Below are 12,350 nucleotides of genomic sequence, written 5' to 3' on the forward strand. Positions count from 1 at the left end.
AAAAATTGAGCCGTCACCTGATTCTATCTCAACCAAAAAAATACCACGCAGTCATTCACTATTAGCCCCTCCGAAAATACTTCTTGCTTTTCGAGCAGTAGTTTAAAGAAAGCTTTCAACTTGGCCACTATTAAGAATACCCCTTAATAGTGGCAACTCAAAAATAAAATACCAACACGTCTTCGGATAAAAAAATGCCAATATCCACTAAGATAGATGCAAAAGATTTTTATAAAAACCTACCTACAATCGGCCACGAAACAGGTGACATATGGTATGGAATCCCAAGCTTTGGCATGTTAAATAAAAACTTCGTAAGTGCAGTAGTGATAACTCCTGCATGTGATCTAAGCCAGAACAAAAGCGAAACAGTAACAATACTTCCGATTGTATCAATTTTTGATTACCTACATAGCAAGTCTTTCTATGGCGATGTATGGAATGAATTTTACTCCACGCTTAAGCAATATGGCGCCGATGATTTCTTGCCTAAAAGTAAGTTTTCACATCCCCCAAAGGAAAAATTGGAAGAGGTAATGCAAAAAATCGAGGGGATAAAAGCTACTGCAAACCTCTACGAGAAGCTGAAAATTTATGTCGAATATATAAATTATACGGAGTTGCCAGCAAACGATAGAAAAGCAATAACCAAACCTGATCTATTAAAAATATTCTCCCCAAAAAAATACGATGAAATACTAAAAAAAATATTCACCAACTCCTATAAGTCTGACATTCATTTTTTCCCTGCCTTATTGAATGCTGGTGAGTTTTCAGCCATCAGCGCGCATTCTGTTGCACTATTCCGTTACGCATACTCGATTCCAGTCGAGATATTGGATGCAGCCCAAATATCAAGCCAAGAGTGGTGGCCCAAAGACTGCAATGATTTATCAAAAGAGTTCCCAATAATCAGCAACTTCCATAATTGGCCTATAAAGCTTTCAGCACTTAAAGACGACTTCCTATCAGATCTTCTCTCTCGATATCTTAGTATGTTTATGAGGCTGGGCTCTCGGGACTTTACAACCCACACAATTAATCAGTTCATTACGGAAGTGAAAGGGGGTGTAACATGTATCTAGCTTTAACCCAAGGTATGGCTGAATGGCTGCTGCCAAAAATCGGTGTTATTGAGAAGTTGCAGCGGGTGATCGTTACCGTCACAGAGAATCCTGCGTTATTTGCTGGTAATTTATTTATTGAAGGTCCGTTTAGACTGGCTTGCAACGAGCAAGGCTCGCTGATGTGCCTATGGCACGCGGACTATCTTAGTGGCACTGGTGACGAGTCCCTAGCACTGATAAAAATTGCCGGTGAACTTTCGCTTACGTCATATCCCAACATCACTCGGGAGTCGTTCGAACGCTCAATATATTTAACTAGCCAACGACTACAAGGCTTGCTGATTGAAGGTGCATTTATGCACCGAAAACATGATGACAACATACACACTCTTCTTGCCGGAAGGGGAACCGAAGCTAGGCAATATAGCTTAGGTTACTTTGATATAATCAAGGGCTCTGAACAGTCAGCTACAAGAACCTTGTTGTCCGTGGGACCAGGTGATAGTTTTCGCTCTTTAGTACAGTGTATTCAAAGCGAACTAGTTGAGCTTGAAAACCTGAACCAGATGGCAAACTCACTAATAAACGAAAACAAACTAGAGAAAGTCAGAAGTTTTCTAGAGTTAGACGACCTAGAAAACGCAGTGAAAACATATTTTGATGAAACGGGAATACAAAACGATTTTTTGAATGCCCAAGTAGTCGCAGGTGACCGATCAGTAGCGAACGATGAAGTGTATAAGACCTTAAACTTTGAGTACGAGGACTGGATTAGCACTGATAGTCCGTTAACAGAAGCGCAACGGCGGGTTTTATCATCTGAAGCACTAGATCGATATCCATTGAGAATTCTTGGTCCTGGAGGCTCAGGCAAAACTCTATTGATGCAACTGCTTTCTCTTGGCAAATTATTTTCGGCTGACTCGCGCGGCATAGACTGCAAAATTATGTACATCGCCCATAGCGAAGCGATGAAGTCAAAAGTTTTACAGCGCTTTGAAGTCCTCGCTGGCGATAAATTTGATCTTGTTGAAAAAAACATTACAGTGACAACATTATCAGAATATTGCAGAAGCAAACTTGGCTTAGAGATGGACTCCATCTTAGACCCTGATGCAACCGATGCAAAATTGTATCAACTTCAACAAATCCAAGAGGCTCTTCGCCAGGAAAAAGAGAAGCATCTAGCAAAAATTAATAAAAGCACATTATTGTCCTCAGTATATAACAATAGCGACTTGCGAGAAGTATTTGCCAAACTGGTATTAGCTGAAATCTCGATTGCAATTAAGGGTCACGGATACGAACAAGAAAAGCGCCGCTATGTCGAGTCTGAAAAAAGTCTCAGCCGCTTCCATGGGATTCTCAACAAAGAAGAACGAGAGTTTGTATTCAACATGTTTGAGTGGTACCACAGCGAAGTATTCGAAAAATATGGCTGCTTGGATCCGGACGATATTGCGCTATCACTTTTCGGCTCTATAAAAACCCCGGTATGGAGACTACGCCGAAAAAAAGAAGGCTTCGATTACATTTTTGTTGATGAGGCACAACTATTCAACGAAAACGAAAGACGACTATTTTCGCTTCTCTCTAACGACACTACGTCACATATTCCAATTGCTTTAGCATTGGATGAGGCGCAGTCATTCTATGGACAATCGAATGCCGGACTGGCAACTCTCGGGATCAAAGATATTTCGAACCAGAGCTTAGACTCCATAAGGCGCTCCACTTTAGAAATTGCAAAACTTGCTTTTTTTGTTATACAAAGAAGCACAAACCTTTTCAGCAGTGACTTTCCTGATTTCACATGTATTGAAAGCTTTAGCGTTCCTACTAAAGACAAAAGATTCGGCAAGCCCATCATCGAAAAAGAAGCTCAGGACTCACCTGGCTTTGGGAAGTTTATATTGCGTAGGGTTCGGGAAATGAGGGCGGAAAACATACGGCAAATCGCCATCATTTGCCATATAGAAAGCTATTGGAGTTTGATAGAGAATGAGCTTTCTCGTGCCGATCTACCCTTTCAAATCTTGCGAGAACGAGGTGAGAAAATTAAGTCAGACCAACCAGCGATCGTATTATGTCGCCCTGCACAGGTTGGCGGACAAGAATTCGACGCAGTCATCATTGTAGGATTGGAAAAAGGTGCTCTAACTGTAAAAGAAAATCCGGCACTAGAATCAGCAATTGAACAGCAAATGATTCGCGAGACGTATTTATCTGTGACTAGAGCTCGATATAAAGTAATTTTTGCTTTGGCGAAACTCTCGGTCGAGAACGAGTTAATCAATGACGCCGTAGCTGCAGGACTAGTTATTAGACAGCATTAAAAATAGTCGCGCAGCCACGAAACTGGCTGCGCTTCCCTTTACCACACTCAACTTGAGTATTAATAACCCCCTTTAAATCCAGAACTATTTTTACCATCAAACCCAAACCACTACTAGCCCTATACTGAACCCCGCTAAAATTCAAGTTCTCTTCAACAGCACGACTGGCATCTCAAGTTTATCTTCGCGATCAAATATCATGCTTCGGAGTCATTCGCGTTGATCTATTATTTTTTGGTCAGATGCAATCTGATACTTGCGTCAACTTATGGCCGAAAGCGTCTCTCAAATCAGACAAATGCCGCTTACCAACCAGTAATAAGCAGCGTTTCTATCTACTTACTGCGATGTAGCTCCAACTCAGAGCCCCCTCCCTCGGTCGCTCTTCCCCCCAATCCCAACCCCACATCATCAATCACCGCCTTCCCCATCTCCGCCAAGAAATGCGCCGCCCAGGCATACCGCTCGCCCTGCTCTTCCATAGCCGCATCCAGCGCAAGCTTTTTAGCGTAGTACAACAGCGTCGAAGCCTGCTCCAACGCCTGCTGAAAAGGCACATCCGCATTGACGCGAAACAGTTTGAGTTGAGGATCGGCGCAGTTGCCAAAGGTGACGACGCCCAGGGTTTTGATGGGGGTTGCGTTGCTCATCGTGCACCTCCCGCCGAGGTTTGGCAGCAGGTGCTGTTGAGCGGGGGAATGTGTAAGAAGCGGCAGCAAGATCCAGACAGATTACCGGCAGACATGATTGAAACTCCCTGATCAAAAATGTGCCTGTATCTCGTCGGGTTCTCAGGCCCGGTCGCCGATTTTGCAGCGACCGCAGCAGACTAGGTGGGGGCTCGCGAAGGAGCAACCGTTAAAGCGTCGCGGGTTATGTCCATAGTGCGAATCCCCTCCGGAGGCATAAACAACCCTTTCATTCCGAGAGCCGCCGAGCCAAGCGTTGCAGCACCTGGGCAAGCTCCAGGGCTTGTTCCGCGTTCAGTTCCACCGGGTCGTTGTATTCGCTAATGGCCTTGATATGAATGGCGCTGCCCTGCTCGATCCACACGCGAACATCGCCATCGCTGCTTTCGAAATAGTCCTCTGCACATTCAACCAACATGCTTATTCACCTTGCCCATTCGCCATGGCCAATTCCAACAGCCGAGTGAAGTTGGCGATGGCGAAATACAGATCGTCCCGGGTGTCGCCGTCCCAGTCTTCTACGGCTTCCCGGGCGACCTTCAGTGAGGCGATGCGCGCTTTGATTTCGGCGATTTCTTCTTCGGCGCATTGTTGGGCAATGGCCTCCCAGCGGGCCTCGGGGATGTTTTGCTGCACGGAAAGCCCGGCTTTGGCTTGATGAATCAGTGCGGTGAGTTTGCTCATGGGGTACTCGTCCTGGAGAGGCGGCATGCGGGATCGCGGGCTGGAATGTGCAGAGGCGCGGCGTGGGCGTCAAGGCTTGCCGCTCATTGCCTGGCCGGTTTTCAGGGTGGCGGCGACAGCGCTGTGTAGCGGCAAAGCCTTCTACACAGGCCTGAAAGTCGCCAGTGAGCGGTAAGGCTGTTTTATACTCCGGGACTTTTTGCCGGATCGGGCGCCAGGATGCGCTCGCCCAACCGCTTCGGAGCACCTGATGAGCAACAGCCTTCCGCCCGCCGCCGACAGCAGCGCCCCGGGGCCGCACTTTCTCGGCACACGGATCCGTGGCCTGCGCAAACGCCGGGGGCTGACCCTGACGGAGCTGGCGCAGATGAGCGAATTGACCGCGGGCTACATCAGCCAGTTGGAGCGCAACCTCGCCTACCCGTCGATCCCGGCGCTGTTCAATATCGCCCGCAGCCTGGGGGTGACGATCCAGTGGTTTTTCGCCAGCGAAAGCCAGACCGACGCCGCCGACCAGGGCATTGTGGTGCGCAAGCAAAGCCGCATGAGCGTGCATTACGAGAACGGCATCGTCGACCAGTTGCTGAGCCCGCAACCGACCCGGCAACTGGAGTTCCTGCACTCGCGTTTTCCCTCTGGCACCTACAGCCAGGAAAGCTACAGCCACGAAGGCGAAGAAGCCGGCTATGTGTTGTCCGGGCGCTTTGAGCTGTGGGTCGGCGAGCGGCATTTCCAGCTCAATGAAGGCGACAGTTTCAGTTTCTCCAGCCAGGAGCCGCACAAATACGGCAACCCCGGTGAAGACGACGCGGTGGTGATCTGGGTGATCACCCCGCCGACCTTCTGACCGACGTCAACACCCCTCACCACCGACTTAACCCCATGGAAGAAGACCCACCACAATGGCTGTAACCTCCCCTCGCAACACCCTCTCCCGCTACCTGCTGCTGGCCTTGGTCGGCCTTACTTGTGGCCTGGCCCAGGCACAAGACGTTGAGCAGCGTAAAGCCGCGATTCTGGTCATGGACAATAAGGTCACGGCTGAAAGCCTGGCCCGCAAGGAACGCTCGGAAGCCGTGCTGCGCGCCGAGGGCGTGCCGCTCAATGTCAACATGCCGGCCATTGCCACCGAGGAGCACGCCAAACCGCGCAGCCAAGCCGCCACCGCCTACCGGGCCATGGCCTTGCTGATCGTCGCCGCCAAGGGCGCCGGCCTTGAGCACGACAAGGTCCAGGAACTGGTCAGCCGTTACGACCTGCTCCAGCACTTCTCCCCGGCGGAGCGGGTGTTCATCGCCACCGCCGAGCCGTCGGAAGACGCGCGCATTCAGTTTTCCTGGCGCTACGAGTCGGCCTGGACCCTGCTCTGGGCCCTGGGTTATGTGGATGAACTGGGTAAACCCGACAGCGTCTGCGACGTGCAACAAGCCGTGGCCTTCCTGCAGCAACGCAGCGCCGAGCAGTTTGTCGCCGACGCCCGCCTGCGGCCGTTGCCGGAGATTCTCGACCAGACTGACCGCGTCTACCGCTACCACTGGAGCGTGGTCGAGGCACGGCTGAACAACACCGAACCGGCGGCGGGCCTCGACGCGGCGTGACCTACGAGCGGCACTACGCCCTGAACTGGCTGATGGGCTACATGGGCCAGGAATGGGATGACGTGAACACCGACACTTGAGCCGCCAGGAGCCCGAGCCATGTTGAATGTGTTGTTTGTCTGCAGCCAGAACAAGCTGCGCAGCCCCACCGCCGAACAGGTGTTCGCCGACTGGCCCGGGGTGGCCACCGCCTCGGCGGGCATCAACCACGATGCCCAGGTGCCGGTGAGCCCGGAGCTGCTGGAATGGGCCGGGCTGATCCTGGTGATGGAGCCCCGTCACCGCAACAAGCTGTCGTCCAAGTTCAAGCCCTACCTGCGGGACAAGCGAGTGGTGTGCCTGAACATCCCCGATGACTTCGAGTTCATGGCGCCGGAGTTGATCGAGCTGCTGCACCGCCGGGTGCCCAGCTACTTGCCGCAATAACGCCCGATACCGGGTTGGCCCCGGCCCTCAGGAGAGGGCCGCGAGCAACTCGGGCGAGGCGTTGTACAGCGGCACCGTGCCCTTCAACAGCACCTGGGCGCTGCGCCGATAGGCCGCCGCGTCCACGTGCATGTCGGCGCCCTGCGCACGTGCGGTGATCAGGGTGTCCAGCACCCCGGCCGGGTTTTCGATCGACAGGGCGTACTCGCCGCTCTGCTCCTTCAGCACGTGGGGGCGCTGCAGCAACGAGTGCGGCACGGTGCCGGGTGCCAGGCACGCCGCCGCCAGGCAACAGCCGCCGGACACCGCCAAAGACGGATGGGCGTTCTGCGGGGTGAAATAGCGGGTGCTGATGTCGCCCCCGGCGCGGGCCGGGCTGACGATGCAGATTTTCGGAATGGTCTCGCTGCGCCGCAACTCGGCGGCGGTGAGCAACGACCCTGCGCGATTGCGCAAACCCATGCGCAGGCCGCCCTCGACCATCAACTCCAGCAGCGCCGCCTTGAACATGGGATCGGCTTCCAGTTGCGCGGGGCTTTCCTGCCCGGTCTTGCCCAGGTCGGAGGCCTTGACGATCACCATCGGCACCGCCACATCGATGCAGGTCGCGGCGATGCCATTCAGGTCATCGACCCGCTGCCAGGACGGGAACAGTGCGCCGGTCTTGGCCCCAACCGGGTCCTTGAGAAACAGGTCCACCCCCGGGTAGGTGCCGTTGACCCCGGGAATCCGCGTGTCGCTGAGCAGGCGGCCCTTGGCAAACCCCAGGCGCGCGAACATCGTGGTCTGGGTGTTGCTGTTGAATATCTCGATGCTCGCACCCGGCTCGGCGGGCTCCAGCCAGCCACGCTCCAAGGCATACAGGGGCAAGGCGGCGGACATATTGCCGCAATTGACGCTCCAGTCGATGGCGCTCTTGCTCGCCGCCAACTGCGCCAGGGTGCTGATCATCCGCGTCTCCCCCGGGCGCCGCTCGACGATAAACACCTTGTTGCTGGTGGGTATGCCCCGGCCCAACCCGGTGATCTGCCCATTGCCCGGCCACTCCCCCGCCAACGGCACGCCCATCACATGGCGGAGCAACTCCTCCACCAGGCGTTCATCCCTGGGCAGATGCTCCTTGGCGATGATCACCCCGGTGGAGGTACCACCACGGGCATGAAACACCGGAAACTCGACGATTCCGGCGCGGACAAGCGGATGATTCGGCGCTGTACTCATAGGGGCTCGGCTGGGTTCACGAGGGTTGGGGGTTCAGACTAAAGCCGATGCCCGGTCTTTGACCAGTGCGCAGCATGCGTCCACAGGGCAATTCCCCCGCCTCTGCCCAGGCGTTTCAAGCCTATGGGCCCTATTTTCTGAACAGCTAGACGCGATGCTTGACCCTGCACCGCCGACGGCCCGATGCTCTGCCCCCGCACCGAGCCGTTTTGCAGGATGCACGGGCTATCAAGGGAATTGAGCACGCAATGACTGACCGCGAACACCTTCATCGAGACGGCTATGTGCTGCTCCGCCAAGCCATCCCCAGCGCCTGGCTGCCGGACCTGCGGGCCGCGTTCGAGGCGGGCGTAAAGCCCTCGGATCAATGGCCAGTACCCCGTGGCATGGATTGGCGCCATTCGCAGCTGGACACTGATTCGACGATTCAGGCGCTGTGCCGCCTGCCGCCGTTGCTGGCGGTGGTAGGCGAGTTGATCGGCGAGCGGTTCTTCCTCTCCCAAGTGGAGGGGCGCGAGCCCCTGGAAGGCGGCGGCCATCAGCTGTTGCACCGCGACTTGTCGGCCCAACGCCCCGGCGACATCGCGATCGCCATTGCCTATTTCGACGACTACGGCCCTAGCAATGGCGCGACCCGTATCGTCCCCGGTAGCCATCGCCCCGAGCAGAATGCGCCGCCCTTGGACGGCAATGACGACTCCCAGTCGGTGCAGCTTTCAGGCGTGGCCGGGGACATTCTGGTGTTCGATGTCGACTTGGTGCACGGGGCCAGCCTGAACCGGGTCGGCGCCCGCCGACGCTCCATCCTGATCAGCTATTTTTCAGAGGCGCTCTACGCCTCCCACGAAAAAACCGCGAGCCTGCGCGGCATTCGGATGGACACACGCGATCGCTTCGAGCCCTCGGACTTCAGCTGGGCGGCCGTGCAGGCGGACTAGGCACCTGCGCTCCCGCAAGAGCTGTCAGCACGCCTTGATCTGCTCCCACCGTTGCGCCACCTGCTCGGCGCTGGACGCCGGGACGCGGGCCAGGTCCAGCGGGTAGTCGACGCCCGGGTTCTCGGTAAAGCGGGTGGCGGTGAACTGGCCATTGCTGGCCCGCAGAATGTAGCCCGTGTCTCGGCACTGCTCCGAGACAAGAAACAGCACACCGGGCGCCACCCACTCCGGCTTGAGGTTATGCGGCGCTTCACTCACGCCCCACATTCGGGTTTTGGCGACCGGCGACACCGCGTTGACCAGGATGCCCTCTGCCGCGCCCTCCATGCTCAGGGCGTTCATGATGCCCAGTTGCGCCATCTTGCCTGCGGCATAGGCCACCAGGCCCGGCTGAGCGTAGGGCTGATACATCGCCCGGTCCGACGTCGTCAGCACCACCCGTGCAGCGGCAGATTGCCTGAGGTGCGGCCAGGCGCTTTTGCACAACCAGATGGGGGTGTAAACGCTGATACCCAGGGCGCGCTCGATAAATGCCGAGTCGGCGTCCTCAATCGATTGATAACCGACCCAACCGGCGTTGTGAATCAGGATATCCAACTGCCCGAACGCCTCGACGGCCGTCTCGATCAACTGCCGGCAGGCCTGTTCGCTGGCCAGGTCGGCGTTGTGGCCAATCACCTTGAAACCCTCGGCTTGCAGGGCGCGGGCGGCGTCGAGGGCAATGGCGGCGTCCGCACCGTCACCGACCTTGTCCGCCCCAATATCGCTGATCACCACGTTGGCGCCGAGCCTGGCCAACTCCCGGGCGTAGACATAGCCCAGGCCCCGACCTGCGCCAGTGATCACTGCCGTTTTACCGATGAAGTTCATGGACTCTCTCCCCGTGAAAGCCCATCACCCTAACAATCACCGCACGGGATGTTTAATACTGATCAGCACGCCCTTTGATACCTGGCGCCTATCAGGCTTTTGCTCAGGCCCTGGGGCGGCTCAGGGAACAAGGCGCCGCTCAGGCCACAAGGATCAGCTCACGTGAAGGAACCCAAGACATGATCGAAACCCGACTGCTGAGGCAGTTCATCGCCGTGGCTGAAGAGCTGCACTTTCACAAGGCCGCCCTTCGCCTGCACATGGCCCAGCCGCCCCTGAGCCAGGCGATCAGCCGATTGGAAGGCAAACTGGGTTTCAGCCTGTTCACCCGCAGCAGGCGCGAGGTCAAGCTGACGCCCGCCGGCAGCGCCTTTCTGCAAACCGCCTACAGCACCCTCAAGACCTTGGAGCACGGGGTGGAACACGCCCGCCAGGTGGCCGAGGGCAGCGCCGGCACACTCACCATCACGGCCGTGTCCATCGCCCATTACGAGTCGCTGCTCAACACCCTCAAGCAGTTCCGCGAACGCTTTCCCAAGGTCCAACTCATCCTCAAGGAAATGCCCTCCGCCCAGCAGGCCGAGGCGATGGTGTCCGGCGAGGCGGATATCGCCTTTATGCGCAAACTGCCGATGCCCGGGCACAACATCGAATCGCGCTTGGTGCTCGACGAAGCGCTGCTCATGGCCCTGCCCATCCAGCATGCCAACGCGCAGGCCGAGCAGATCGACCTGCGGGACTTCGCCGACGAAGCCTTCGTCTTCACCCCCGAAGCCCTGGGCAGCGGCTATCACCAACACCTCATCGCCCTGTGCGAAGCCGCCGGCTTCTACCCGAAGGTGGTCCAGGAAAGCGCGCAGATCCACACCGTGATCGGCCTGGTGGCCTGCGGCTTCGGCGTGGCCCTGGTGCCCGAATCCATCGCCCACTCATTCAACGGCGACAAGGTCGTGTTTCGCCCCCTGCTGCCCGTAAACGCAGCCCCCAACCCGGCCATCGGCCTGTACATGAACCGGCACCGCGACAACCAGTCACCGCTGGTGAATAGCTTTATTGCCCTGTTCGACTTCAGCCACCCGCCGCAAGCCGAGCCGGGCATTCAGAGCCTGGGCTTGAGTTGAGCGCGGCACTGGCAGCCATGGGCTTTTTTTCTAGACTACAAAGGCCACCGCCCCTCAGCCGAGGGCCGATTGCGAGGCTGGAACGACGACTCAGGTCTTAAGGGCTCACGGCGGTGGGTGCATTCAAACCAATAACATCGAAGGCAGTGCATGGACTCGATTTGGGTAGCGGTGGGCATCTTCAGCTGTTTGTTGTCGGCTTCGCTGTTGATGATGCACCTGTATCCAAAACTGGCAGCCCGCCACCGGGATGAAGACACCAATACCGTGGTGCGGTTGGTGGCCAATATCTTCGTGGTCATGACCTCCCTGGTGTTCGGCCTGATGATCAATTCGGCCAAGAACACCTTCGAAGCCATCGACGCCAACGTGCATGCCTACGCCACCAGCCTGATCATCCTCGACCGTTCCTTCAGGGCCTATGGCCCGCCCGCAGAAGATGCCCGGGGGCATTTGATGCTGTATGTCGAACAGGCCATCGCCAACCCCTACCGCGGTGACCAGGCGTTGCTGCACCAGAAAAGCGTCGCCGCTCAATACCTCGACGATATCGGCGTAGCCCTGACCGCCATCAAGCCACCGGACCGCTTTCACGAAGCCATGCTGGTGGACCTGCGCCAGCGCTATCACTCACTGATCGAGCAGCGCTGGAAGATCGTCGAGCAATCAGAAGGCGCCATGCCCGGACCGCTGATCGGCATGCTGGTGGCCTGGATGACGCTGATCTACGCCAGCTTCGGCTACCGGGCGCCACGCAACCCCATGGTGATCGGCATGTTCACCATCTCCGCCTTACTCATCGCCGCCTCCGTCTACCTGGTGCTGGATATGAACGTGCCATTCCACGGCCCCATCCAGATTTCAGATGCACCGCTGCGCCGGGCGCTGGCAGAGATGCAACTGTAGGTTTCTGGAGGGAGCCGGGGCCTTGCCAGTCCACTGAGTTTGCCTGAGCGAATGCGTCTGCTTCCCGACCTCAGCCTTCGAGATTGCGCATTATTTCCATGACTATCGGCCTGGTGTACTGCTCACCGGGATCAGTTCCCACAGGGTCGCTGCTGCGGACCCATTCGCCCTGATCGAATGCGTGATATAGCGAAAAGGCGGGCTCAGGAAAATCGCCCACCATCCCCAAGTTCACGATGGCGCCTACCACCCCGTTCATCACCCCGTCGCAAAACCCATAGCTCAGCGCGCCCGCAAGAAAACCCTCAGCAACCTCCACGGACAACTCGTTCAACAACTGTCGAGGGTCGATGGCATACCTCTCGCAAATACCCCCAAGGTCACTCAGCGTGAGCGTGTTTTCTTCAGCGGCCGCCGCCAATGCCTGTAGTTCACTTTTCGGTAACAACTTGATCATGAGTGCCTTATTTGAGAAGTATCGCTAGAACATCTCA

13 protein-coding genes and 1 pseudogene are annotated in these 12,350 nt (G+C 56.3%); 8 read left to right on the plus strand and 6 right to left on the minus strand.

All coding sequences use genetic code 11. The annotated features are described in order from the left end of the window. Positions 1-194 precede the first annotated feature (194 nt). Positions 195-1,085, plus strand: a complete 891-nt coding sequence (locus M1B34_RS11655) for a hypothetical protein (protein ID WP_268265225.1) — start codon at positions 195-197, stop codon at positions 1,083-1,085. Continuing rightward, on the plus strand, positions 1,076-3,403 hold the full coding sequence (locus M1B34_RS11660) for a UvrD-helicase domain-containing protein (RefSeq protein WP_268265226.1): 2,328 nt from the start codon (positions 1,076-1,078) through the stop codon (positions 3,401-3,403). The genes M1B34_RS11655 and M1B34_RS11660 overlap by 10 nt, the downstream gene beginning before the upstream one ends. 335 nt (positions 3,404-3,738) lie before the next feature. On the opposite strand, the gene M1B34_RS11665 is transcribed toward M1B34_RS11660, so the two are convergent. From M1B34_RS11665 to M1B34_RS11675, 3 genes are all read right to left on the minus strand, one after another. After that, positions 3,739-4,053, minus strand: coding sequence for a DUF3077 domain-containing protein (locus M1B34_RS11665; RefSeq protein WP_268265227.1), 315 nt, complete (start codon positions 4,051-4,053; stop codon positions 3,739-3,741). Positions 4,054-4,321: 268 nt separating this feature from the next. After that, on the minus strand, positions 4,322-4,510 hold the full coding sequence (locus M1B34_RS11670) for a hypothetical protein (RefSeq protein WP_268265228.1): 189 nt from the start codon (positions 4,508-4,510) through the stop codon (positions 4,322-4,324). A gap of 2 nt (positions 4,511-4,512) precedes the next feature. Beyond that, positions 4,513-4,776 carry a hypothetical protein gene (locus M1B34_RS11675; protein WP_268265229.1) on the minus strand — a complete coding sequence of 88 codons (264 nt, stop codon included), beginning with the start codon at positions 4,774-4,776 and terminating at the stop codon, positions 4,513-4,515. Between the two features lie 250 nt (positions 4,777-5,026). On the opposite strand from M1B34_RS11675, the gene M1B34_RS11680 reads away from it, so the two are divergent. The 3 genes and pseudogenes from M1B34_RS11680 (at position 5,027) to M1B34_RS11690 (ending at position 6,800) form a co-directional block, all read left to right on the plus strand. Beyond that, positions 5,027-5,623: a cupin domain-containing protein gene (locus tag M1B34_RS11680; protein WP_268265230.1), complete on the plus strand. Its 597-nt coding sequence runs from the start codon at positions 5,027-5,029 to the stop codon at positions 5,621-5,623. A 265-nt stretch (positions 5,624-5,888) separates the two neighbouring features. Continuing rightward, positions 5,889-6,454 (plus strand): annotated as a pseudogene (locus M1B34_RS11685) (DUF4272 domain-containing protein). A 19-nt stretch (positions 6,455-6,473) separates the two neighbouring features. After that, positions 6,474-6,800: a low molecular weight protein tyrosine phosphatase family protein gene (locus M1B34_RS11690; protein ID WP_123332221.1), complete on the plus strand. Its 327-nt coding sequence runs from the start codon at positions 6,474-6,476 to the stop codon at positions 6,798-6,800. 27 nt (positions 6,801-6,827) lie between these two features. On the opposite strand, the gene M1B34_RS11695 is transcribed toward M1B34_RS11690, so the two are convergent. Next, positions 6,828-8,021: a PrpF domain-containing protein gene (locus M1B34_RS11695; protein ID WP_268265232.1), complete on the minus strand. Its 1,194-nt coding sequence runs from the start codon at positions 8,019-8,021 to the stop codon at positions 6,828-6,830. Between the two features lie 248 nt (positions 8,022-8,269). On the opposite strand from M1B34_RS11695, the gene M1B34_RS11700 reads away from it, so the two are divergent. Next, complete coding sequence (locus M1B34_RS11700; RefSeq protein WP_123332217.1) at positions 8,270-8,959, plus strand: phytanoyl-CoA dioxygenase family protein; 690 nt, start codon at positions 8,270-8,272, stop codon at positions 8,957-8,959. A 24-nt stretch (positions 8,960-8,983) separates the two neighbouring features. On the opposite strand, the gene M1B34_RS11705 is transcribed toward M1B34_RS11700, so the two are convergent. Next, entirely contained in the window at positions 8,984-9,829 is an 846-nt protein-coding gene (locus tag M1B34_RS11705) for an SDR family NAD(P)-dependent oxidoreductase (RefSeq protein WP_268265233.1), read from the minus strand. Between the two features lie 179 nt (positions 9,830-10,008). Here M1B34_RS11705 and M1B34_RS11710 point away from each other — a divergent pair, with 179 nt between their 5' ends. After that, positions 10,009-10,950 (plus strand): LysR family transcriptional regulator, encoded by a 942-nt coding sequence (locus M1B34_RS11710; RefSeq protein WP_268265234.1) that lies wholly within the window; start codon positions 10,009-10,011, stop codon positions 10,948-10,950. A gap of 150 nt (positions 10,951-11,100) precedes the next feature. Then, positions 11,101-11,856 carry a bestrophin-like domain gene (locus M1B34_RS11715; protein ID WP_268261028.1) on the plus strand — a complete coding sequence of 252 codons (756 nt, stop codon included), beginning with the start codon at positions 11,101-11,103 and terminating at the stop codon, positions 11,854-11,856. A 70-nt stretch (positions 11,857-11,926) separates the two neighbouring features. Here M1B34_RS11715 and M1B34_RS11720 read toward each other — a convergent pair whose 3' ends face one another. Next, entirely contained in the window at positions 11,927-12,313 is a 387-nt protein-coding gene (locus M1B34_RS11720) for a hypothetical protein (protein WP_268261029.1), read from the minus strand. Positions 12,314-12,350: the final 37 nt, after the last annotated feature.

It is taken from the genome of Pseudomonas morbosilactucae (assembly GCF_023241715.1).
In the GTDB taxonomy this organism is placed as follows: Bacteria; Pseudomonadota; Gammaproteobacteria; order Pseudomonadales; family Pseudomonadaceae; genus Aquipseudomonas; species Aquipseudomonas morbosilactucae.

What these genes read in the sequence shown, in the direction of transcription:
- M1B34_RS11655 (WP_268265225.1), top strand. Translation starts at nt 195, where the DNA reads ATGCCAATATCCACTAAGATAGATGCAAAAGATTTTTATAAAAACCTA.
- M1B34_RS11660 (WP_268265226.1), top strand. Translation starts at nt 1,076, where the DNA reads ATGTATCTAGCTTTAACCCAAGGTATGGCTGAATGGCTGCTGCCAAAA.
- M1B34_RS11665 (WP_268265227.1), bottom strand. Translation starts at nt 4,053, where the DNA reads ATGAGCAACGCAACCCCCATCAAAACCCTGGGCGTCGTCACCTTTGGC.
- M1B34_RS11670 (WP_268265228.1), bottom strand. Translation starts at nt 4,510, where the DNA reads ATGTTGGTTGAATGTGCAGAGGACTATTTCGAAAGCAGCGATGGCGAT.
- M1B34_RS11675 (WP_268265229.1), bottom strand. Translation starts at nt 4,776, where the DNA reads ATGAGCAAACTCACCGCACTGATTCATCAAGCCAAAGCCGGGCTTTCC.
- M1B34_RS11680 (WP_268265230.1), top strand. Translation starts at nt 5,027, where the DNA reads ATGAGCAACAGCCTTCCGCCCGCCGCCGACAGCAGCGCCCCGGGGCCG.
- M1B34_RS11690 (WP_123332221.1), top strand. Translation starts at nt 6,474, where the DNA reads ATGTTGAATGTGTTGTTTGTCTGCAGCCAGAACAAGCTGCGCAGCCCC.
- M1B34_RS11695 (WP_268265232.1), bottom strand. Translation starts at nt 8,021, where the DNA reads ATGAGTACAGCGCCGAATCATCCGCTTGTCCGCGCCGGAATCGTCGAG.
- M1B34_RS11700 (WP_123332217.1), top strand. Translation starts at nt 8,270, where the DNA reads ATGACTGACCGCGAACACCTTCATCGAGACGGCTATGTGCTGCTCCGC.
- M1B34_RS11705 (WP_268265233.1), bottom strand. Translation starts at nt 9,829, where the DNA reads ATGAACTTCATCGGTAAAACGGCAGTGATCACTGGCGCAGGTCGGGGC.
- M1B34_RS11710 (WP_268265234.1), top strand. Translation starts at nt 10,009, where the DNA reads ATGATCGAAACCCGACTGCTGAGGCAGTTCATCGCCGTGGCTGAAGAG.
- M1B34_RS11715 (WP_268261028.1), top strand. Translation starts at nt 11,101, where the DNA reads ATGGACTCGATTTGGGTAGCGGTGGGCATCTTCAGCTGTTTGTTGTCG.
- M1B34_RS11720 (WP_268261029.1), bottom strand. Translation starts at nt 12,313, where the DNA reads ATGATCAAGTTGTTACCGAAAAGTGAACTACAGGCATTGGCGGCGGCC.